20 protein-coding genes and 4 tRNA genes are annotated in these 19,149 nt (G+C 60.1%); 5 read left to right on the top strand and 19 right to left on the bottom strand.

Going from position 1 to position 19,149, the window contains the following annotated elements; genetic code table 11:
• Positions 1 to 470: 470 nt before the first annotated feature.
• Positions 471 to 555 (bottom strand) — tRNA-Leu (locus DCC24_RS02090).
• A 163-nt stretch (positions 556 to 718) separates the two neighbouring features.
• Between DCC24_RS02090 and DCC24_RS02085 the strand changes: the two genes are divergently transcribed.
• Positions 719 to 1,360, top strand: coding sequence for an ANTAR domain-containing response regulator (locus DCC24_RS02085; RefSeq protein ID WP_110098266.1), 642 nt, complete (start codon positions 719 to 721; stop codon positions 1,358 to 1,360).
• Between the two features lie 15 nt (positions 1,361 to 1,375).
• On the opposite strand, the gene pyk is transcribed toward DCC24_RS02085, so the two are convergent.
• From pyk to hisI, 9 genes are all read right to left on the bottom strand, one after another.
• Positions 1,376 to 2,878: a pyruvate kinase gene (gene pyk / locus DCC24_RS02080; RefSeq protein ID WP_110098265.1), complete on the bottom strand. Its 1,503-nt coding sequence runs from the start codon at positions 2,876 to 2,878 to the stop codon at positions 1,376 to 1,378.
• Between the two features lie 89 nt (positions 2,879 to 2,967).
• Positions 2,968 to 3,966: a prolipoprotein diacylglyceryl transferase gene (gene lgt / locus DCC24_RS02075; RefSeq protein WP_110098264.1), complete on the bottom strand. Its 999-nt coding sequence runs from the start codon at positions 3,964 to 3,966 to the stop codon at positions 2,968 to 2,970.
• A 16-nt stretch (positions 3,967 to 3,982) separates the two neighbouring features.
• Entirely contained in the window at positions 3,983 to 4,786 is an 804-nt protein-coding gene (gene trpA / locus DCC24_RS02070; protein WP_110098263.1) for a tryptophan synthase subunit alpha, read from the bottom strand.
• A complete protein-coding gene (gene trpB, locus DCC24_RS02065; RefSeq protein ID WP_110098262.1) occupies positions 4,783 to 6,096 on the bottom strand; it encodes a tryptophan synthase subunit beta in 1,314 nt (437 codons plus the stop codon). Before trpB ends, trpA begins: the two co-directional genes overlap by 4 nt.
• Before the next feature lie 72 nt (positions 6,097 to 6,168).
• Positions 6,169 to 6,999, bottom strand: a complete 831-nt coding sequence (trpC, locus tag DCC24_RS02060) for an indole-3-glycerol phosphate synthase TrpC (RefSeq protein WP_110098261.1) — start codon at positions 6,997 to 6,999, stop codon at positions 6,169 to 6,171.
• A 14-nt stretch (positions 7,000 to 7,013) separates the two neighbouring features.
• Positions 7,014 to 7,298: an HGxxPAAW family protein gene (locus DCC24_RS02055; protein ID WP_233491940.1), complete on the bottom strand. Its 285-nt coding sequence runs from the start codon at positions 7,296 to 7,298 to the stop codon at positions 7,014 to 7,016.
• Positions 7,299 to 7,431: 133 nt separating this feature from the next.
• On the bottom strand, positions 7,432 to 8,040 hold the full coding sequence (locus DCC24_RS02050) for a Trp biosynthesis-associated membrane protein (RefSeq protein ID WP_110098260.1): 609 nt from the start codon (positions 8,038 to 8,040) through the stop codon (positions 7,432 to 7,434).
• The gene (locus DCC24_RS02045; protein ID WP_110098259.1) at positions 8,040 to 9,617 is read right to left on the bottom strand and encodes an anthranilate synthase component I; all 1,578 of its coding nucleotides are present in this window, start codon (positions 9,615 to 9,617) and stop codon (positions 8,040 to 8,042) included. The genes DCC24_RS02050 and DCC24_RS02045 overlap by 1 nt, the downstream gene beginning before the upstream one ends.
• 76 nt (positions 9,618 to 9,693) lie before the next feature.
• Positions 9,694 to 10,080 (bottom strand): phosphoribosyl-AMP cyclohydrolase, encoded by a 387-nt coding sequence (gene hisI, locus DCC24_RS02040; protein ID WP_110098258.1) that lies wholly within the window; start codon positions 10,078 to 10,080, stop codon positions 9,694 to 9,696.
• Between the two features lie 65 nt (positions 10,081 to 10,145).
• Here hisI and DCC24_RS02035 point away from each other — a divergent pair, with 65 nt between their 5' ends.
• On the top strand, positions 10,146 to 10,823 hold the full coding sequence (locus DCC24_RS02035) for a TIGR03085 family metal-binding protein (protein ID WP_110098257.1): 678 nt from the start codon (positions 10,146 to 10,148) through the stop codon (positions 10,821 to 10,823).
• A gap of 30 nt (positions 10,824 to 10,853) precedes the next feature.
• On the opposite strand, the gene hisF is transcribed toward DCC24_RS02035, so the two are convergent.
• The 9 genes from hisF to DCC24_RS01990 form a co-directional block, all read right to left on the bottom strand.
• Positions 10,854 to 11,636 (bottom strand): imidazole glycerol phosphate synthase subunit HisF, encoded by a 783-nt coding sequence (gene hisF, locus DCC24_RS02030; protein ID WP_110098256.1) that lies wholly within the window; start codon positions 11,634 to 11,636, stop codon positions 10,854 to 10,856.
• A 68-nt stretch (positions 11,637 to 11,704) separates the two neighbouring features.
• Positions 11,705 to 12,556: an ATP phosphoribosyltransferase gene (gene hisG / locus DCC24_RS02025; protein ID WP_110098255.1), complete on the bottom strand. Its 852-nt coding sequence runs from the start codon at positions 12,554 to 12,556 to the stop codon at positions 11,705 to 11,707.
• 36 nt (positions 12,557 to 12,592) lie between these two features.
• Positions 12,593 to 12,856, bottom strand: a complete 264-nt coding sequence (locus DCC24_RS02020) for a phosphoribosyl-ATP diphosphatase (protein ID WP_110098254.1) — start codon at positions 12,854 to 12,856, stop codon at positions 12,593 to 12,595.
• A 34-nt stretch (positions 12,857 to 12,890) separates the two neighbouring features.
• Positions 12,891 to 13,631, bottom strand: coding sequence for a nicotinamide riboside transporter PnuC (pnuC, locus tag DCC24_RS02015; protein WP_110098253.1), 741 nt, complete (start codon positions 13,629 to 13,631; stop codon positions 12,891 to 12,893).
• Between the two features lie 5 nt (positions 13,632 to 13,636).
• Complete coding sequence (gene rpe / locus DCC24_RS02010; protein WP_110098252.1) at positions 13,637 to 14,335, bottom strand: ribulose-phosphate 3-epimerase; 699 nt, start codon at positions 14,333 to 14,335, stop codon at positions 13,637 to 13,639.
• Between the two features lie 68 nt (positions 14,336 to 14,403).
• Positions 14,404 to 15,954 carry an RsmB/NOP family class I SAM-dependent RNA methyltransferase gene (locus DCC24_RS02005; RefSeq protein WP_110098251.1) on the bottom strand — a complete coding sequence of 517 codons (1,551 nt, stop codon included), beginning with the start codon at positions 15,952 to 15,954 and terminating at the stop codon, positions 14,404 to 14,406.
• A complete protein-coding gene (gene fmt, locus DCC24_RS02000; protein WP_110098250.1) occupies positions 15,951 to 17,006 on the bottom strand; it encodes a methionyl-tRNA formyltransferase in 1,056 nt (351 codons plus the stop codon). The genes DCC24_RS02005 and fmt overlap by 4 nt, the downstream gene beginning before the upstream one ends.
• Position 17,007: 1 nt before the next feature.
• The gene (gene def, locus DCC24_RS01995) at positions 17,008 to 17,637 is read right to left on the bottom strand and encodes a peptide deformylase (RefSeq protein WP_110098249.1); all 630 of its coding nucleotides are present in this window, start codon (positions 17,635 to 17,637) and stop codon (positions 17,008 to 17,010) included.
• Between the two features lie 32 nt (positions 17,638 to 17,669).
• On the bottom strand, positions 17,670 to 18,518 hold the full coding sequence (locus DCC24_RS01990; RefSeq protein ID WP_110098248.1) for a cytochrome: 849 nt from the start codon (positions 18,516 to 18,518) through the stop codon (positions 17,670 to 17,672).
• A 297-nt stretch (positions 18,519 to 18,815) separates the two neighbouring features.
• Between DCC24_RS01990 and DCC24_RS01985 the strand changes: the two genes are divergently transcribed.
• The 3 genes from DCC24_RS01985 (at position 18,816) to DCC24_RS01975 (ending at position 19,137) form a co-directional block, all read left to right on the top strand.
• A tRNA-Gly gene (locus tag DCC24_RS01985) sits at positions 18,816 to 18,889 on the top strand.
• A gap of 17 nt (positions 18,890 to 18,906) precedes the next feature.
• Positions 18,907 to 18,977, top strand: a tRNA-Cys gene (locus DCC24_RS01980).
• Positions 18,978 to 19,063: 86 nt separating this feature from the next.
• A tRNA-Val gene (locus DCC24_RS01975) sits at positions 19,064 to 19,137 on the top strand.
• The last annotated feature ends 12 nt before the right edge of the window (positions 19,138 to 19,149 follow it).

Below are 19,149 nucleotides of genomic sequence, written 5' to 3'. Positions count from 1 at the left end.
GAAGGAAGTTACCTTTATCGTTGGGGGCAGGGATGAGAAAACCTGCAGGAACCGGAATGGCCCGGGCCCCGCAGCGGGGATGGCCATCGGTCTACGTGGGCGGTAACCCGGACAGCATTTGACCCCACTGGGTGATGTGCCCGTTCGTCCCGGAATGCAAAAGCACCCAACGAATAGGAAGGAACCCGGGATGGGAGCGGCCGTACTGAGCTGGCTGTGGCATGACTCCCCCTCCGAGTATCAGACTGTGTGTTGGTGTGACGTGTGGGTGCCAGTGATGGTCATTCCGATGATCTATTTTAAACCAGGTGACCTGGAACCTCCAGGTAACCAGCAACATCATCCTTCCCTGCTTGCAGGAGACAGTCAAACACAGGCTGGCCCCGTGTCGGGGTGATGTCATAAGCACCGATGTAGCACGGGTAGGGTGCGGTGGTAAACGCGGAGAGACCGCTGAGAACAGTGGAGAGTGGTGCCCGAAGTGGGACTCGAACCCACACATCTTGCGATACCGCATTTTGAGTGCGGCGCGTCTACCAATTCCGCCATTCGGGCTGGCACTCGACCCATATTACACACAATTCTGCCTGGGAAAGAAATTCTGAACACGGTGAGAGCGGTGTCTCACGAGCTGGTGAACAGGTTGCGTAGAATAGTGATTCGGTACACATCAGCGGTCGCTTGACCGGGGTCAACGCCACGATGGTTGGAGGATGTTATGACGTCTGAGCAAGACACCGGACAGCTGGGTTTGCCACGCCAGACCCGTCGTATTGTCGTGGCCGAGGACGAGACCATTATTCGACTCGATATTGTCGAAACGCTCGAAGGCCTCGGCTACGAGGTGGTCGGTCAAGCCGAGAACGGACAACGTGCCATTGATCTCACCCGGCAACACCAACCGGATGTGGTGCTGATGGATATTTCGATGCCGGTGGTGGATGGGATTGTCGCAACCCGTGAGATCTGTGCAGAGAAACTCGCTCCGGTGGTGATTCTCACCGCGCTGCCGCAACGGGAGTTAATAATTCAAGCCACTGAGGCCGGTGCGATGGCGTATTTGGTCAAGCCGTTCAAGGAGCAGGACCTCGTACCGGCCATTGAGTTGGCGGCAGCCCGGTTTGATCAAATGCAAGCTTTGGCCAATGAGGTGTCGGATATCACCGAGCGGTTTGAAACCCGCAAAATGGTTGATCGTGCTAAGACGTGGCTGATGGAGACATTGGGACTAACGGAGCCGGAGGCCTTCCGGTGGATCCAGAAGACCTCCATGGACCGGCGACTGACGATGCATCAGGTAGCTGCGACCGTCGTTGAACAGATGAACTCCAGTCGCGGGGTGCAAGACCCCAAGGACTGAGAGCTCACGGTGGGTTTAGAGCGGTGACCAGCCTGATATCTGATCCATACGGTGACGTGGTGCGGGACTGACCGGTTCTTGACTGGTCTCGACGCTGCCCTCGGAAGTGACATCCCCAAGGCAGTGGACCTTGAGCATATTGGTGGTCCCGGGCTTACCGGGAGGTGAGCCCGCCACAATGATCACAAGTTCGCCGGGTTCAGCGACCCCTTCCCGGATCAGCTCAGCATCCACTTGGGCCGTCATTTGGTCAGTGGAATTCACGAAGGGCACGATCCGCGGTGTGACACCCCAGGTCAGGCACAGCTGGTTGTGAGTCTGGTCGGAGTGGGTGAAGGCATATATCGGCTGTTCGGGACGCAACCGAGACAGCCGATGGGCGGAGTCTCCCGATTGGGTGAAACACACCAGGTTGGTGATTTCTAGCCGTTCGGCGATATTCACGGCCGCCCGAGTCACAGCACCGCCCCGGGTGCGGGGTTTAGAGCCTAGCGGGGCGATGCGTTCCAGACCGTGGACTTCGGTGGAGGTGATGATCTCGGACATGGTGCGCACGGTTTCGACTGGGTATTTACCAATCGAGGTCTCACCCGATAGCATCACAGCATCGGCACCGTCGAGGACCGCGTTGGCACAGTCGGAGGCTTCGGCACGTGTGGGGCGTGGGTTCTCAATCATTGATTCCAGCACCTGAGTCGCCACGATGACGGGCTTGGCCCAGCGACGAGCCATTTCAATGGCTCGTTTCTGGACCACGGGCACATCTTCCAAGGGCAACTCCACGCCCAGGTCACCGCGGGCAACCATGATCGCGTCGAAGGCATCAACGATGTCTTGGAGATTATCAATCGCCTGGGGCTTTTCGAGCTTGGCGATAACTGGGATTCGGCGCTGTTTTTCATCCATGATCTGATGAACCAGCTCGATATCAGCAGCGTTGCGCACAAAGGACAGCGCGATCATATCCACGCCGGTGTCCAACGCCCACCGCAGATCTTCTTGGTCTTTGTCTGTCAGGGCCGGGACATTGACCGCCACTCCAGGGAGGTTGATACCTTTGTGGTTGGAAATCTCGCCTCCGACCATGACCTCACAGATCACCTCGGTATCAGTCACCTCAGTGGCGCGCAACTGAATCTTACCGTCATCGACCAGCAATTGGTCTCCGACCGACACGTCGGCGGGCAATCCTTTGAAGGTCGTGGACACCTTTTCTGCGGTGCCGGGCACATCGTCGGTCGTGATGGTGAAGCTCTGTCCAGCGGTGAGCTCATGAGGACCGTTCTCGAAGGTGCCGGTCCGGATCTTTGGCCCTTGCAGGTCGGCAAAAATCGCCACCGGTTGATTCAGGTCCGTAGCCGCCTGGCGGATTGTGTCGTAGGTTTCACGGTGGATCTGGTGGTCACCGTGACTCATGTTCAGCCGGGCCACGTCAACGCCTGCTTCTAGCAGCTGGCGGGTCGTGTGATAGCTGGCGGTCGAAGGTCCGAAGGTGGCGACAATTTTTGCATGTCTCATAGCTTTAACCCTAGGACTGATGGGTAGAGAAAAGAAACGCTTCAGTGACGGATGTTTCGCCGCACTGATGCTGTTGCCGACGCGCGGGTTTAGCTCTCAGATCTGGTGTTGACCTGGGATGCTCCTACCGGTTGGGGTGAATCCGGATGCTCGGTGTCTGTAGCGGTCTGTGTGGTGGTATCGGGTGCGCGACCGGGAAGCCAGACAGTTTCGGCTTCCGCGCGTTTTTCAGCGGTGCGAGGCCGGGTGAAGAACAGGTAGACGAGCATGACAGCGGCCACGACGAAGAGCGCCAGAGAAATCCAGGCGTGCAAGCGCATGGTGACACCCAGGATTTCGACGTCGGCAACGTAGTCGGTACGCAGATTCTCGATCACGGTGCGTCCGGCGCCATACCAGGCCACATAGCTCCACAGCATCATGCCTCGGCGTAATCGGAATTTCCGATCGACCAGCAAGAGCACGACCACGCCGAGCAGGTTCCACAACGATTCGTAAAGGAACGTGGGGTGGAACAGCGTATCGGCGGGATAGCCGTCCGGGAAATTGTAGTGGTTGGCATCAACTTCCAGACCCCACGGCAGATCTGTCGGGCCACCAAAAAGTTCTTGGTTGAAGTAGTTGCCCCATCGGCCGATGGCCTGAGCCAGTAAGATGCCGGGAGCCACCACATCGGCGAAGGCAGCAATTTTGTATCCATAACGCCGGCAGGCGATCCAGGCACCCAACGCGCCCATCGAGATCGCCCCCATGATACCGATGCCACCCTCCCAGATGTAGAGGATGCGCACCGGGTCACCGCTCCCGTCGAAACCTGGGCCGAAGAACGGGCCGGGGTTGGTGAAAACGTGGTAGAGGCGAGCTCCGACAATACCAAAGAGCAACGCCCAGATGCCGACGTCGAAGACCGCGCCCTCGGCGCCGTCACGTTTCTTCCAGCGCCTATTACCCAGCCAGAACGCCAGAATGGCGCCCAGGATGATGCACAGAGCGTATGCACGGATCTCGAGGGGCCCTAGCGTGAAGCCGTCCCAGCCGGGGGCCGGGATAGCTGCCAGTGTCTCCCAGGTGCTGATAGTCGACAACATCGGTTCCTACGATTCGTTAGTTGCGAGCAGTACCGGTTGCTAGTTTAGCGGCAAGTTCTCCCACTGCTACAGGACCGTGATCGCGTAAAGCACTCACCAGGGCCGTGCCAACGATCGCGCCATCAGCGTAACGACCAATCTGCTGGATGTGCTCAGGCTGTGAGATCCCCAGCCCCACGCACACCCGCGGTGCCCCCGCCCGGTGCGCACGATCCACCACGCGCTGGGCAGCTTCCGAGACGTGTTGACGGGCCCCGGTCACGCCCATGACCGAGACGGCATAAACGAAACCACGGCTGGAGTTCACGACCAGCTCGACACGTTCATCCGAGGACGACGGTGCGGTGAGGAAGATACGGTCCAGCTCGTACCGGTCACTGGCTGTGAACCATTCATCAGCTTCTTCGGGCACCAGATCAGGGGTGACCAGTCCGGCTCCGCCGGCTTCGGCCAGCCGACAGGCAAACTCGGTGACCCCCAGGCGTGACACCAGGTTCCAGTAGGTCATCACCACCACGGCCGCATCGGTAGCTGCGGTGACGTCGTTGACGAGCTGGAAAACCTGATCAGTATGAAAACCGTTGTTCAGGGCGTGGGCGGTGGCCTTCTGGATGACTTCCCCGTCCATGACCGGATCCGAGTAAGGCAAGCCAATCTCGATAATGTCAGCGCCGTTGCGTCCCAGCTCGATGGCGGCCTGAATGGAGTCCTGCAGTGTGGGGAATCCGGCCGGCAGGTAACCGATGAACGCGGTACGCCCGGCTTGGCGGGCAGCTTCGATTTTCTCGGTGCACCGGGAGCGAATCTGGTTCCGTGTCATCTGTGCTGTGTCTCCTCGGTATCGGTGCGGTCATCCAACAGGTTGAGATACTCCGCGGCGGTCGTGACGTCTTTATCGCCCCGTCCGGAGAGATTGACCAGGATGATCTTCTGCTCGGATGCGGGGGTGGATGCAGAGACGAGACCCTGATCGTGCCACCGCTGGGCAAGTTTGATGGCACCGGCGACCGCATGTGCTGATTCCAGGGCGGGCATGATCCCCTCACGACGGGAGAGTTTTAAAAAGGCCTGCATGCACTCATCGTCATTGATGGGCTCGTAGTGGGCTCGCCCGGTGCCGTTCAAGTAGGAGTGTTCCGGGCCAACGCCCGGGTAGTCCAGACCGGCCGAAATGGAGTGAGTTTCCAGGGTTTGGCCGTCGCGGTCCTGCATCAGGTAGGACTTCGCTCCGTGCAGGATGCCCACGTCGCCAACGGTGATGGGAGCCGAGTGCTTACCGGTCTCCACGCCGTATCCGCCGGCCTCAAAACCGTAGAGTTCTACCTCGGGGTCGTCGAGGAATCCGTGGAAGATGCCGATGGCGTTCGATCCACCACCCACACAGGCGGTGACCGCATCCGGTAGCCGGCCGGTGGCATCCAGGATTTGTTGCCGTGCTTCCTCGCCGATGACCCGGTGGAAGTAGTGCACCATGGCCGGGAACGGGTGTGGCCCGGTCACGGTACCCATCAGATAGTGTGTGGTGTCGACGCTGGCCACCCAGTCGCGCAGAGTTTCATTGATCGCGTCTTTGAGTGTGCGGGAGCCAACGGTTACCGGCACCACCGTGGCCCCCAACATGTGCATACGGGCTACGTTCAGGGCCTGGCGACGGGTGTCTTCCTCCCCCATGTAGACGGTACATTCCATCCCGAACAACGCGGCGGCGGTGGCGGTAGCCACCCCGTGTTGGCCAGCTCCGGTTTCGGCAATCAACCGGGTTTTACCCATCTTCTGGGCCAGTAGCGCCTGACCGATCACGTTATTGATCTTGTGGGAGCCGGTGTGGTTGAGGTCCTCACGCTTGAGGAACACCCGCACCCCGGGCAGGTCCTTGGCAAAGCGCGTCACTTCGGTGAGCAACGAGGGCCGGTTGATGTAGTTGGCGTAGAGATCTGCCAGCTCCGCGGTGAACTCAGGGTCCTCACGGGCGGCGTTAAAGGCCTCAGTGAGTTCGTCCAGAGTTGCCATCAACGATTCCGGCATCCAGCGTCCGCCGAAAGGCCCGAAATAGGGACCCTGTTCTTCCCGGTATGGTCCCTGTGGTCCGGTCAGGGACCCCGGTGCGATGTGGTGATCGGCAGTTGTCATACACGTTCTTCTTTCGGGATTATTCTTCTCGTGACCGGCACCATTGACTGCGAGCTATCCAGCAGCACTCAGTCACGAATCGGTCCTCTCGCCAGAGACACTGGTGGCACGGAAGTCACGGATCGCGTCTGCGGGGGTACCGTGTTTGACCAGCGCTTCCCCTACCAGCACCGCATCGGCTCCGTGGCGGGCATAGTCGGCCACATGCTCGGGGCCAGTCACCCCGGATTCGGCTACCCGAACGACGTGTTCGGGCAGGTGTTGCGCCAGCTGAGCGTAGTGGGTGCGATTGACCTCAAGAGTTTTCAAATTACGGACGTTGAGACCGACGATCTTGGGTGCGATCTCGTAGGCACGCTGAATCTCATCGACCGTGTGGGTCTCGACCAGCGCGTTCATTCCCAGTTCATGGGTGAGGTCAATGAAGTCTTTCAGTTGCGCATCGTCGAGCGCCGCCACAATGAGCAGGATGAGATCAGCCCCGTGTGCCCGCGCTTCATAGATTTGGTACTCGTCAACGGTGAAGTCTTTGCGCAACACCGGAACATCCACTGCCGCTCGAACCGCGTCCAGGTCAGCCAGTGAGCCACGAAAGCGACGCTGTTCGGTCAGCACCGAGATCACCGCGGCACCCCCATCCTGATACCGGGTTGCCAGCTCAGCGGCAGCCGGAATTTCAGCCAGGGACCCGGCAGACGGTGAAGCTCGCTTGATTTCAGCGATGATCCGGACGCCAGTGGGGTCGTTGCGACCGTTAACCAGGGCTTGATGGGCGTCGCGAGCAGCCGGTAGAGACACAGCATCGCGTTGGATTTGAGCGCGGGAGACGGCACGGATGCGCTCATCGATGTCCTCGCGGACCCCGCGGATGATCTCATCCAGAACGGTACCGGTACCACGCATAGCGACTGCGATCCTTAGTGGGAGCTATTGGTTTTGGAGCCACCGACTCCATAACCCATTTGACGCATCACGAAGCCCACAACCAGTCCGGCCACGGCAATGACGCCACCTACCCAGATCAACCAGATCTGTCCGGCCAGTAGCGCCACAGCACCCACAACCGAGCCGATCAGGACCAGCACCACCAGGGCCCATGCAGCCGGGGAGTTTCCGTGTTCAACGGGGGCGGCATGGGTGGGATCGTTGAGAATGCGACCGTGATCGTCAATGATGATCTTCTCATCGGTGGGCTGAGACATCGATGCTCCTTTATGCACTGATCAAAGATGGGTGATGATTCTCTATTCTGCCACTAATCGGAACAGATGCCATCAGCACACGTCGTTGTTTACGTCTGAGTCGGCAGTCTGGCCCGGCGCTGATGGGTGCCCGTCAGGTGGGATCCTGGCCACGGGAAAGTTCATCCCAGGCATCAATTTCAGCTGTGCGGGACGGTTGGGGCGAGGACAACGTGCCACTGGTTCCAGACTCCGGTTGCGCGGTAGTCGTAGCTTTTTCGTATTTGCGGGAACTGGACAGTGACCAGTGGCGCCCGGCCACCAACACAACTACCCCGAGCAGGGCTAACCCCATTCCCACAATCAAACAAATCCAACCTGCTGCCGTCACCTGCACCGGGCCGGGGTCTTGAGCCAGCCCGGTGTATTCAGCCACAGCGGGTTGAATGGACCCGACGGGATCGGCAAGGACCAACCCGCAGGCCCAGGCCAGCATAGCGCCCACCAGGATCAGCAGCACACCGATCACCCAGCGTCCCACCGTGCGGACGATAGTCAGCGCGATTGCGGCGGCCAGGGCGACCAAGGCCATGGCCGTAGTCACCGGTGAGACGTCTTGACCGCTGACGGTGATCTCGGCGTCAAGCGTTTGGGGAATCTCGGTGGCACGTACCCAGGTTTGAGTGGCACAGATCAAGGCCACCGCACCGAGGGCGAGCACTAGCAACACGGTATTGCGACGAGAAAAGATCTTCGCGAGCATTACTGTTCCTCATCACGGTCATCGTCTCGGTAGTGACGGAGTTGTTCAGCGGCAAACAGGGCCCGCAACGGTGCCGAAGCTTTGGCCACGGTTTCTGCTGCTTCGGCGGCTGGGACCGAGTCGGCGACGATTCCGGCGCCGGCCTGGACGTAGGCGGCCCCGTCTTTGAGCAACACGGTGCGAATGGCGATGGCCATGTCCATATTGCCGGCAAAGTCGATATAGCCGACCACACCCCCATACGGCCCGCGAGCTTGGGGTTCCCATGCGTCGAGCAGCTGCAAGGTGCGGGGTTTAGGAGAGCCCGACAGGGTGCCAGCGGGGAAGGCAGCCGCCAGCACGTCCAGCGCGGATACGCTGGGTTCCAGGGTGCCCGAGACGTGGGAGACCAGGTGCATCACATGGCTGAACCGTTCAATCTCCATGAATTGTCCGACCTGTACACTGCCGGGTCGGCAGACTTTGGACAGGTCATTGCGAGACAGGTCTACTAACATCAGGTGTTCGGAGCGTTCTTTTTCATCGGCCAAAAGTTCCTCGGCCAGTCGGTGGTCCTCGTCGAGGCTTGTGCCACGAGGTCGGGAGCCGGCGATGGGGTGGGTAACCACTTGGCCGTCATTGACGGTCACCAGCGCTTCCGGAGAGGCACCAACGAGCTGGAACTGGCCGCTACCGTCGGGACGGTCAAAGGTGTAGAGGAACATATACGGGCTGGGGTTCATGGCCCGTAGGGCACGGTAGACCTGAAGGCCCGAGACCTGGGTTTCGGTAGTAAACCGGCGCGAGACCACGATTTGGAAGACTTCGCCGTCAGCGATAGCTTCCTGTGCCTCGGCGACGGTGGCGAGAAATTCGGATTCATCCCAGGAGTGTTTAACCCGTTCAAACGTGTCGACGCCCTGCCAGCCGGCTGGGGCGACACTCACCGGTTCGGCAGCGGATGCACTGATCAGCTGGGCCATGTTCCGGACCCGCGACACGGCGTGCTGGTAGGCCTCATCGGTTCTGTGATGGAGCCCGGTGGGATCGATCGCGTTGGCCACTAAGGTCACGGTGCCATCAACGTGATCGTGGATGGCGACTTCAGACATGAGGTTCATCGCCAACTCAGGTAACTGCAGATCATCGACCGGTGGATTCGGTAGATGCTCCCAGTGCCTGACGGTTTCCCACCCGAGGTATCCCACCATGCCCGACAGTAAGTATGGCACCTCAGTGCCAAGATCGGCACGGACATCGGAGGTCAGCTGATCCAGGGTGGTGGCCAGCACGTCCAGCGCGGTGCCCTGGGTGGGCAGACCGGCCGGGGGTTGTCCTTGCCAATGGGCCTGGCCGTTGCGTTCGGTCAAGGTGGCTGAACTGGCGGCACCGATAAACGAGTACCGTGACCATACTCCGCCTTGAGCAGCAGATTCCAGCAGGAAGGTGCCCGCACGTTCTTCAGCCAAACGTTGGTAGAGCCCGACCGGTGTCACCGCGTCAGCCAACACCGTCATGGTAACTGGGATCACCCGGTGGTGCTGGGCCAGGGCATGGAACTCCTCAGGGCTGGGACTGATGACGCCCACATCGCGCATGGGGGTCTCCTTAAGGTTTTAGGTCGGTTGGGTCGGGTTTCTGACGGGGTGATGATCACAACGACGTGACCGGATATTAGTGTTGGATCACCGGGATTTCCCGGTCAGTAAAGCAACTGGTGGTGCCGGTGTGGCAGGCTGGTCCGGTTTGGTGAACTTTCAGGAGCACCGTATCGGCATCACAGTCCAAGGAGACGGAAACCACCTGCTGGATGTGCCCTGAGGTCTCGCCTTTGCACCAGTATTCCCCGCGCGAGCGGGACCAGTACCAGGCCCGTCCGGTGGTCAGCGTCCGATGGAGTGCTTCATCGTCCATATATCCCAGCATCAACACCTGGTCGGTATCAGCGGACTGGACGATGGCCGGAATCAATCCCTGGTCATTATGCTTCAGCCGAGCGGCGAGTTCCGGGTCGAGTCCACCCGTGTGGGCGCGGTCTGGTGCGTGGTTGGGAGCATTCATGATTCTTCTAGTCTAAAACGGCTTGTCCACTATCGAGTTCACATCAGACATGCTAGGTTCCAAGTGTGACGGAAAAAGGGTCTGGTGCCCTGGCAGGGGCGGATGATTTTGTAGCGGCATCCCGCGATGCCCTGGTCTCGGCGCTCCTGGCGGCCGGACCTGATCAGCCGACCCTGTGTGAGGGCTGGCAGACCCAGCATTTGGTTGCTCATTTGCACCTGCGGGAGTCATCCCCCCTGGCTGCTGGATTGCTGTTTGCCCCGCTGTCGGACAAACTCCATGAGCGCACCATGGAGTTGGGTGACCAGTGCACGTCGGTGGCCGAGTATCATCGCCTCGTCGAACAATTTGCTCGGGGCCCGAAACCGGGACAGAAGCCCTCAACCGCGCGTAAAGTCGCCACCACGTTCCGTCGCACCTTCGCGGGAAAACGACTCGCTGAGGTTTCCAATCTCCTGGAATTCTTCGTTCACACCGAAGATATTCGACGCGCCCAAAGCCGATGGGCACCACGCAAGCTCGCGCAGGACTATGCTTCGGCACTTTTTGAACAACTCAGCCACACCGCCAAGTGGCAGTATAAGAAGTCCTCGGTGGGAGTCGCCCTGGTGCGTTCCAACGGTGAGCGTATTGTGGCCAAGAATGGGTCGGAGTTTACCTACATCACCGGACCGGCCGGTGAATTGGTGATGCACGCTTTTGGTCGTACCGACCACGCTTTGGTACTGATCGACCAGGCATAGACCTCATTCACCCTCGCACACGGAGTGAAATCACTGGCCTGAGCACCGAACCGGGAAACCGGCCTGTCGTATCTGCTCCTTGACCCGAGCAATCATTTCGTGGGGTCCGAAGTGGAAGAGCGAGGCGGCCAAGACTGCATCGGCGCCGGCCTGAACGGCCGGAGGGAAATCCTCGGGTTTACCCGCGCCACCGGAAGCAATCAGGGGCACGCTGGCATGGGGACGAACCGCCTGGATCATCTCTAGGTCAAAACCTTGCTGAGTCCCGTCGGCATCAATAGAGTTCAACAGGATTTCGCCCACCCCGCGGTCGCAGGCCTCGCGCACCCACTCCACAGCGTCGATCCCGGTGCCGCGTTGACCACCGTGGGTGGTGACCTCAAAGCCAGAGAGCACCTGCGGGTCACTGGTTCGACGAGCATCAACCGAGAGCACAAGCACCTGGTTGCCAAACCGTTGAGCGATCTCGTTGATCAGTAGCGGACGTGTCACGGCCGCGGAGTTCACGGAGGTTTTATCGGCACCGTGCCGCAATAGCCGGTCGACATCGTCAGTACTGCGCACCCCACCTCCAACCGTGAGCGGGATAAACACCTGCTGGGCTGTTTGTTGCACCACCTCGTAAGTGGTCTCCCGGTCGGCGGTCGTCGCCGTCACGTCGAGGAACGTCATCTCATCAGCCCCAGCTGCGTTATACCGGGTGGCCAGCTCTACTGGGTCGCCGGCGTCACGCAGGTCGGTGAAATTCACTCCTTTCACCACGCGACCGTCATTGACGTCCAGGCAGGGAATAATACGGATAGCGACTGACATTGACGAAGCAGTTCCTTGTCGTAGTTCGGGGACAGCAGGGACGTGGTGCGCGTGGGGTTAGCGCCGGTCTAGAGCCGAATAGCGTGAATGGCCGAGGCCAGAATGGCCCGAGCCTTGAGCTGGTACAACTCGTCCATGATCTTATTCATGTCCTTTTTCAACACCATGGAGCGCACCGCGACCCAGTTGTCATCGGCCAGCGAGGAGATGGTCGGCGATTCCAGGCCCGGGGTGACAGTGAGTGCCTGATTCAGATGTTCCCGACGGATGTCGTAGTCAATCATCACGTAGCGACGGGCGACCAACACGGACTTCAGACGGCGGATCAGTACATCCAGACCAGTGGGGTGTTGGCCCGCGCGAGTGATCAGGATGGCCTCGGAGTGCATAATGGGGTCACCGATGACCTCCATTCCTGCTGCTTTGAGAGTGCTACCGGTCTCGACCACGTCAGCGATCGCATCGGCCACGCCCAGAGATACTGAAGATTCCACGGCACCATCTAGGTGAACGATACGGCCAGGGGTGATCTCCAACGTATCCAGGTAGTCAGCAAGCAACCCGTCGTAGCTGGTTGCAATACGTTTACCGGCCAGCTCCTGAACGTTCGTGAAGTGCCCGTGAGGTGCTGCGAACCGGAAGGTGGACTCGGCGAACCCCAAGGCCATGATCTCCTCGGCGGTTTCGCTGACCTGTGCATCGACGAAAAGGTCACGGCCGGTCAATCCGATGTCCAGGCTACCGTCGGCCACATAGACGGCGATATCGCGTGGGCGGAGATAGAAGAACTCGACCTGATTGTCGTTGTCGACCATGACGAGTTCTTTACGGTCTCGACGTTGCCGGTAGCCAGCTTCGAGAAAGATGGCTTGGGCTGCTTCGGATAGGGAGCCTTTATTCGGCACAGCGACGCGCAACATGGGTGTGTTTTCTCCTTGGTGTAGTCCCGAGATGACTTAGAGGTGCCGGTAGATATCCTCGAGCGTGAGGCCTTTGGCGATCATCATCACTTGGAGGTGATAGAGCAACTGCGACATTTCCTCAGCGGCTTCGGCATCGGTTTCATATTCTGAAGCCATCCATACCTCGGCAGCTTCTTCGACGATTTTCTTGCCGATAAAATGTACCCCCCGGTCCAGTTCAGCAACGGTGCCGGAGCCTTCTGGACGGCTGTGGGCTTTCTCAGTGAGTTCGGCAAAGAGTTCTTCGAAGGATTTCACCCCTTCAGACTACCTGGCTTTCCTCGCTTGTGAGTTAGCGCTCACCCGATGCGTCAGAATGAGACCCGGATTGCAGAGTCGGGTCCGGCATGCGAGTTTCTATTTCGGGCTTCTCGTGGGCTCTGGCGTGGGCCCAGACAAAGAATCCTGCCAACGTAAACGCACCGTAGAAGATGTACATCGATCCGGTTGCGTAATACCCGGCCGAAAACAGCAGGGGCACCCCGACGATATCGACCGCGACCCAGATCAGCCAGAATTCAACCCACCCTTTGGCCATTCCCCAGGTCGCTAACAGCGAGCCGACAAATGTCCAGGTGTCTGCCCAGACCGGTTCATAGGATCCCAAGAGCCTAAACAGGGGTGTGATGGCGGCGGTGCCTCCCACCAGGGCAATAATTAATCCCAGACGCACCGGCCAGGAAGCCCACTGTGGGGTAATCGCCGTGGATTCTGAGTCGTCTCGTCCTGCTTCACGTTCTTTCTTCGATCGCTGCCATTGCACCCATCCGTAGATCGACACCACGATGAACATGATTTGGCGACCGGCCTGACCGAGTAGATTAACCGCGTCTTCCCCACCGAAAACACCTGCAAGAAAGACGGTCAGTAGCAACATATTGCCGATGATGCCCACCGGCCACGCCCACACCCGACGGACCATACCACCCAGCGCAGAGGCCAGACCGAACAGGTTCCCCACGACCTCACGGACCAGTAGACCTCCACCGGCTATCGGGATCGTCCAGTCGAAAACGTCGATGAACCAATCCATACCAGTCAGCTCGCTGTGCTCCGCGATGGGGTCTGAGGGCATCGGTGGCCTCGGGCAGCTAGGATGCGTAGCTGATCAATGGCTTCGCTTGCATCCTCGGCCCCGTAAACCGCCGAACCAGCCACGAACGTGTCGGCGCCTGCTGCTGCCGCACGTTCAATGGTCTCCGCATTAATCCCCCCGTCGACTTGCAGGGCCACCGGTAGTTCTGCCGCACTGATCGCCTGGCGGGCCCGGCGAATTTTCGGCAGGACCATCTCGAGGAATGCTTGGCCGGAAAAGCCCGGCTCGACAGTCATCAATAACAGCATGTCGAGTTCTCCCAGCATGTCCAGGTACGGCTCTATGGGGGTGGCTGGTTTCAACGCCATCGAGGCCCGTGTACCGGTCGCACGTAACTGCTGTGCTAAGCGAATCGGGGCCGCTGAGGCTTCGGCATGAAAGGTTACTGACTCCGCGCCTGCCTCGGCGTAGGCTGGGGCCCATCGGTCGGGGTCTTCGATCATCAAGTGGATATCGAGTCCTAGATTCGTGGCCCGACGAATTGCCTGGACCGCCGGCAAGCCGATGGTCAGGTTGGGAACAAAATGATTGTCCATCACGTCGACGTGCACCGCATCAGCAGTGGGTATTTTCTGCAGTTCCTCGCCGAGCCGCGCAAAGTCGGCGGAGAGAATAGAGGGATGAATCTGCGGTGTCGTCACGGTGCTCTCTCTGATGTGTCGGGTGCGGATGAGGTGAAGTGTGATGGTGGAGGCGGGAAACTCTTAGCCTAGTCAGGCCCGTCGGTTTTGGCCATCACCGCAATGAACATGGCATCGGTGTGATGCAGGTGTGGCCACAGCTGGGCGGTTGCCGGTTGTCCTTCGGCACTGGGAGTCAGACTGGTTCGCTCCAACCGGTCGGTGGCGGCCCGCAGAACCGCTGCCGGCGTATCGACCAGTCGCAACTCAGGGTGGCGCTGGAGTAAGTCCTGGACTTGGAGCTGAGTTTCCACCTGATGGGGAGAACAGGTGACATACCCCAGGTATCCCCCCGGCTCGAGCAACTCCACGGCCGCATCAGCCAGTTGCCGTTGCAACTGAGAAAGCACCGCCAAATCTTGCGTGGTGCGACGCCACCGCGACTCCGGACGGCGGCGTAGAGCACCCAGCCCCGTACAGGGTGCATCGAGCATAATGCGGTCAAAGGTTTCGGGTGCTCCGTGTTGTGCCAGTCCGTCGGTGAGTTCCCGACCGTCGTAGGTGACCAGCTCCCAGACCGAGCCTTCCACCGGTGCCAGGGCCTGGCCCACCAGGCGCGATCGATGCTCGGAGACTTCATTGGCCACCAGGTGCGCACCGGCGCGTTGGGCTTCTGCCGCCAACAGCGCGGCTTTACCGCCCGGACCGGCGCACATGTCTAACCATCGTTCGCACTCCCCGACCGGGGCAACCTCGACCAGGGCGCGGGCAGCCAATTGGGAGCCGACGTCCTGGATCCGCACAGCTCCGGTAGCCACACCGGGGATCTTGCCGGCGTCGCCACCGGAAAAAGTGGCCGCATCCGGGGCCCAGCTTGAGGGTTCCGCGCCGTGATCCAATACCGGCTGAAGGTCTCCGATCCCCGGAAGTGCCACGAGATTCACATCGGGGGCCAGATTATCGGCCTCCAAGAGTTGCACCAGCTCACCGGCTGACCGGCCGTGGGTCACCAAAGCTTGTTTCAACGCACGAACAATCCAGCGTGGGTGCCCATACCAGATGGCCAGATCATCGTCACCGTCACCGGGCGCCAACTTTTCCAGCCACTCATCGAAGGTGGCGTGCGATACCTTGCGTAGCACCGCGTTAACCAATCCGGACGGTCCGGCACCAATCTGGTCTCGCACCAGGGCCACTGTAGAGTCCAGCGCAGCGTGGGTGGGGACCCGCATATGCATAAGTTGGTGAGTTCCCAAACGCAACACGTCGAGCACTTCGGGATCAAGCTTGTCCAATTCCCGGTCCACACACTCGGCCAGAATCGCATCGTAGCTACCCTGCCAACGCAGGCTACCGTAGGTCAGCTCTGTAGCGAACCCCGCGTCACGTTTGTTCAGCAGGTTGCGCCGAATGTACTGCGGTAGCACCAAGTTTGCGTAGGCATCATCGGCCGAAACAGCACGTACCACCTGGTAAGCGGTTAGCCGCGCCGGATCTGCGGTGCGGTTGCGGTGCGAGGGCGCCTGGGAGGAATACTGCCGCTTCTTGCCCGAGGCACCACGGTTGCGAGTTCGTCCCTGCCGGTTTCGACGTTCACGACGTGGTTCAGCAGCCGAGTTGTCTTGGTATGCAGTGTTCATCGTCTCTGATCTGTCTTCCCTGTGCTGGCCACGAATAGATCGGGGGCGGTCGCGGTAGTCAGGAGTCTGACCGGTGCGTTCTGACCGCGAGCCCAATTAATGGCGGGCATCATTTTCTTCCCGGCCGGCTGGATTGCGGTAATTTCGACGCTTCCCTCCGCACAACTCAGCACGACGCGCTTGCCTCGCACGCTGAGGGTACCGGCCTGGGATGCAGTCGGCTCCTCCGGGGTGACTTGACGTGCCCCGCCGAGCTTGACTCGCACTGCTTGAGCCGTGGGGTCTTCGTCACCGCCGTCTGCCCTCGGACCGAGGTTGTCGGTTACCAGCATCCCCCAAGCGCCCGGCTCCGGGGTGGTGCCGTTAACCCGGGCGAGCACGCGCTCAGCCGGCTGGTTAGCATCAATCAAACCATCGACGCCCGAGAGCTTGGGGGCGTAACTAGAGTCCCCGGTCTGTGCTCGTGGCGTCACCGTTCCGGCCGAGATCGTCTCCACGGTGTGTGCGAGAAGCTCTCCCCCGCGTGTTGCCATGTCTTCCAGCACTGCACCTGCGGTTTGCTCCGGGTCGATGGTGTAGTTTTGTCTGGCCCACACGGCTCCGGAATCGAGCCCTTCATCGAGCTGAAATACCGTCATTCCCGTGTGGTACCGACCGTCAATCATGGCCTGTTGAACCGGGGCCGCGCCACGGTACTCGGGCAAGAGCGAAAAGTGTAGATTGATCCAACCCAGACGAAGATGCGCCAACACGTCTGCCGGCAGCAGCGCCCCGTAGGCAACCACAACACCCAGATCGGGTTGGAGCTCATCGAGCTGGGCCAGCACAGATTCGCCGTGGACACCACTGAGCCGGTTGGCTTTGATGACCGGTAGCCGGTGGTGCGTGGCATAATCAGCCACCGGTGAAGCCGTGAGTTTCTTACGACGTCCAGTGGGGGCATCCTGACGGGTCAAAACGCCAACGATCTCCACGTCAGTGCTGATCGTAGCCCGCAGGGATTCCAGCGCGGTCACCGCGGGCTGCGGGGTGCCGGCAAACAGTATGCGCATCCTAGCCTCGTTTTCCTCCGGGGGTATGTTGCTTCAGGCTCGGGGCCAAGTGCGGGCCGGCGGAGTGACCCTCGCGCATAAACGCCGAGCCGATCTGCTCGGCCCGTTGATGCTGGGTCTGGGCAGTGTCAGCCTTGAACTGTTTGGTATTCATCGCCCGGCGCGCCTGATGCCGTTGTTCGCCCTGCAGACGATCCACAAACAGGTGACCGGTCAGATGATCGGTTTCGTGCTGAAGCATCCGCGCGAACAAGCCGTGCCCGTGGTAGGTCACTGCCTGGCCTTCGGTATTGAGTCCGGTTACTGTCGCTTCTGCGCGCCGGGGTGGCGCGTAGAACAGTCCCGGTACCGACAGGCAACCTTCCGACGGCTCGTACAATACGTCACCGCTGACCTCGAGGACAGGATTGATGACGTGACCTTGCCGACCCTCCACGTCGAAGACGAATAACGATTGGCTGACCCCGACCTGGGGGCCGGCTAACCCGACACCATCGACCGCCTGCATCGTTTCCATCATGTCTGTGATCAAACGTCGTAGTTTGTCGGTTCCGAAACGAGCCGAATCAACCTCTCGGCAGGCAGTCTTCAGGACCGGGTCTGGTACCGTGCGTAAAGCTAAAACAGTCACCAGGCCACCCTATCCCGATCTGGGCGCACGGCCTAGCGCGCCCTCGCCGGCGGGGCAATGGGTCGTAGCGCAGGAGGAGTGTTCTCCACCACGCGGGCGTACTCCCAGGCTTGACGCAGTGACCAGAATTTGCGCCAGTGATCGGCCAGCACCTCGGGGCGGGCTTGATAGGCCACTGCTTCGGTTTCGCCCAGGGCCACCGCCAACAGCACCGCGTCATGCCCAAATTCCCAGGGCACCCAGCTACCCTGGTCGGCATCACGTAAGGATTCTTCGGCTTTCATACCGGCGGTCAATTGCATGACCACTTTTTCATCCAGTGGCTTCACCCGCCCATCACGGGTCGTGCCTTTGGTTTTGTAGTCAATCAAGCAGATCCGGCCACCAATTTCGGCCACCAGATCCAACGTCCCGGCATAACCGACCGTGTGATTCCACACCGTGACTTCAGCGGCCAGAGCGCGGACCTGATAGTTATCCCACCACTCATCGAACCGGTCCGCGAAAGCAGTCTCTGCGTGCTCGACCAGCAGTTGACGAGCCTGTGGCACCTGATGAGATTGACCCAGCTGTGCGCGGGCCACCTGTTCTGCATAGTAGTGCACCCGGTCACCACGTTCGGCTGCCTGGTCGCGGTACTGGCTGGCGGCCTCATTGGCGTGTCGAGCGAGCGCTTTGAGTTTGGGCCCGGAGCCAAGCGCCTGTGGCAATCGGGTATCTGTGATCAGTGCCTGGGTGGCCATATAGCTGGCCCAACCGGTCAGGTCAGCTGGCTGTTGCGCAATGACCGTGGTGATGGACGGAACTTGGGGAGCATCCCGGGTACTTCGGGCATACATACGTCCGGCAGGTGTTTGATGCGCCAACAGGGGTTGAGTCATAGTCACCATTGTCGCCGATGACCACCGACAGCTGCGGATTGAGTCGTGACGATCGCGCCCTGGTGCAGTGGTGCCCATGAGCGCTTGATCACACGACACTCACGCGTCCTTTCTTGGTCTGCCGCATCATTGCGGGCTCACGGTGGCATACGAAGGTGTCTATTGGGGGCTAAACACCGCAGGATCCCGCTCACGACACACCGCCACTGGTGCTCGATTGGACGAATCGTGAGTTTGTGTAATAGAGTTTCAACTCGTTGGAAATCGCCCCCGGGACTCCGGACGCGGTTTTCTGATGCGGATGTAGCTCAGCTGGCTAGAGCACCACCTTGCCAAGGTGGGGGTCGCGAGTTCGAATCTCGTCATCCGCTCGCAGAACAAGCACCCTGGTGGGGTGGCCGAGTGGTGAGGCAGCGGCCTGCAAAGCCGTCTACGCGGGTTCGACTCCCGTCCCCACCTCAGATGCTCCCCCGGACAGGGTGGTAACCCAGTAGTATAGGGAGTGTTCAAGTTCTGATACTGTGGTCGATGGCCACGGCATCTGAGCGCGATTGGCGCAGTTGGTTAGCGCGCTTCCTCGACACGGAAGAGGTCACTGGTTCGAGTCCAGTATCGCGCACTGAACCGGTGG

This window comes from Auritidibacter sp. NML100628 (assembly GCF_003185985.1).
GTDB lineage: Bacteria > Actinomycetota > Actinomycetes > Actinomycetales > Micrococcaceae > Auritidibacter > Auritidibacter ignavus.
This window is presented reverse-complemented; position numbering and strand designations above follow the sequence as displayed.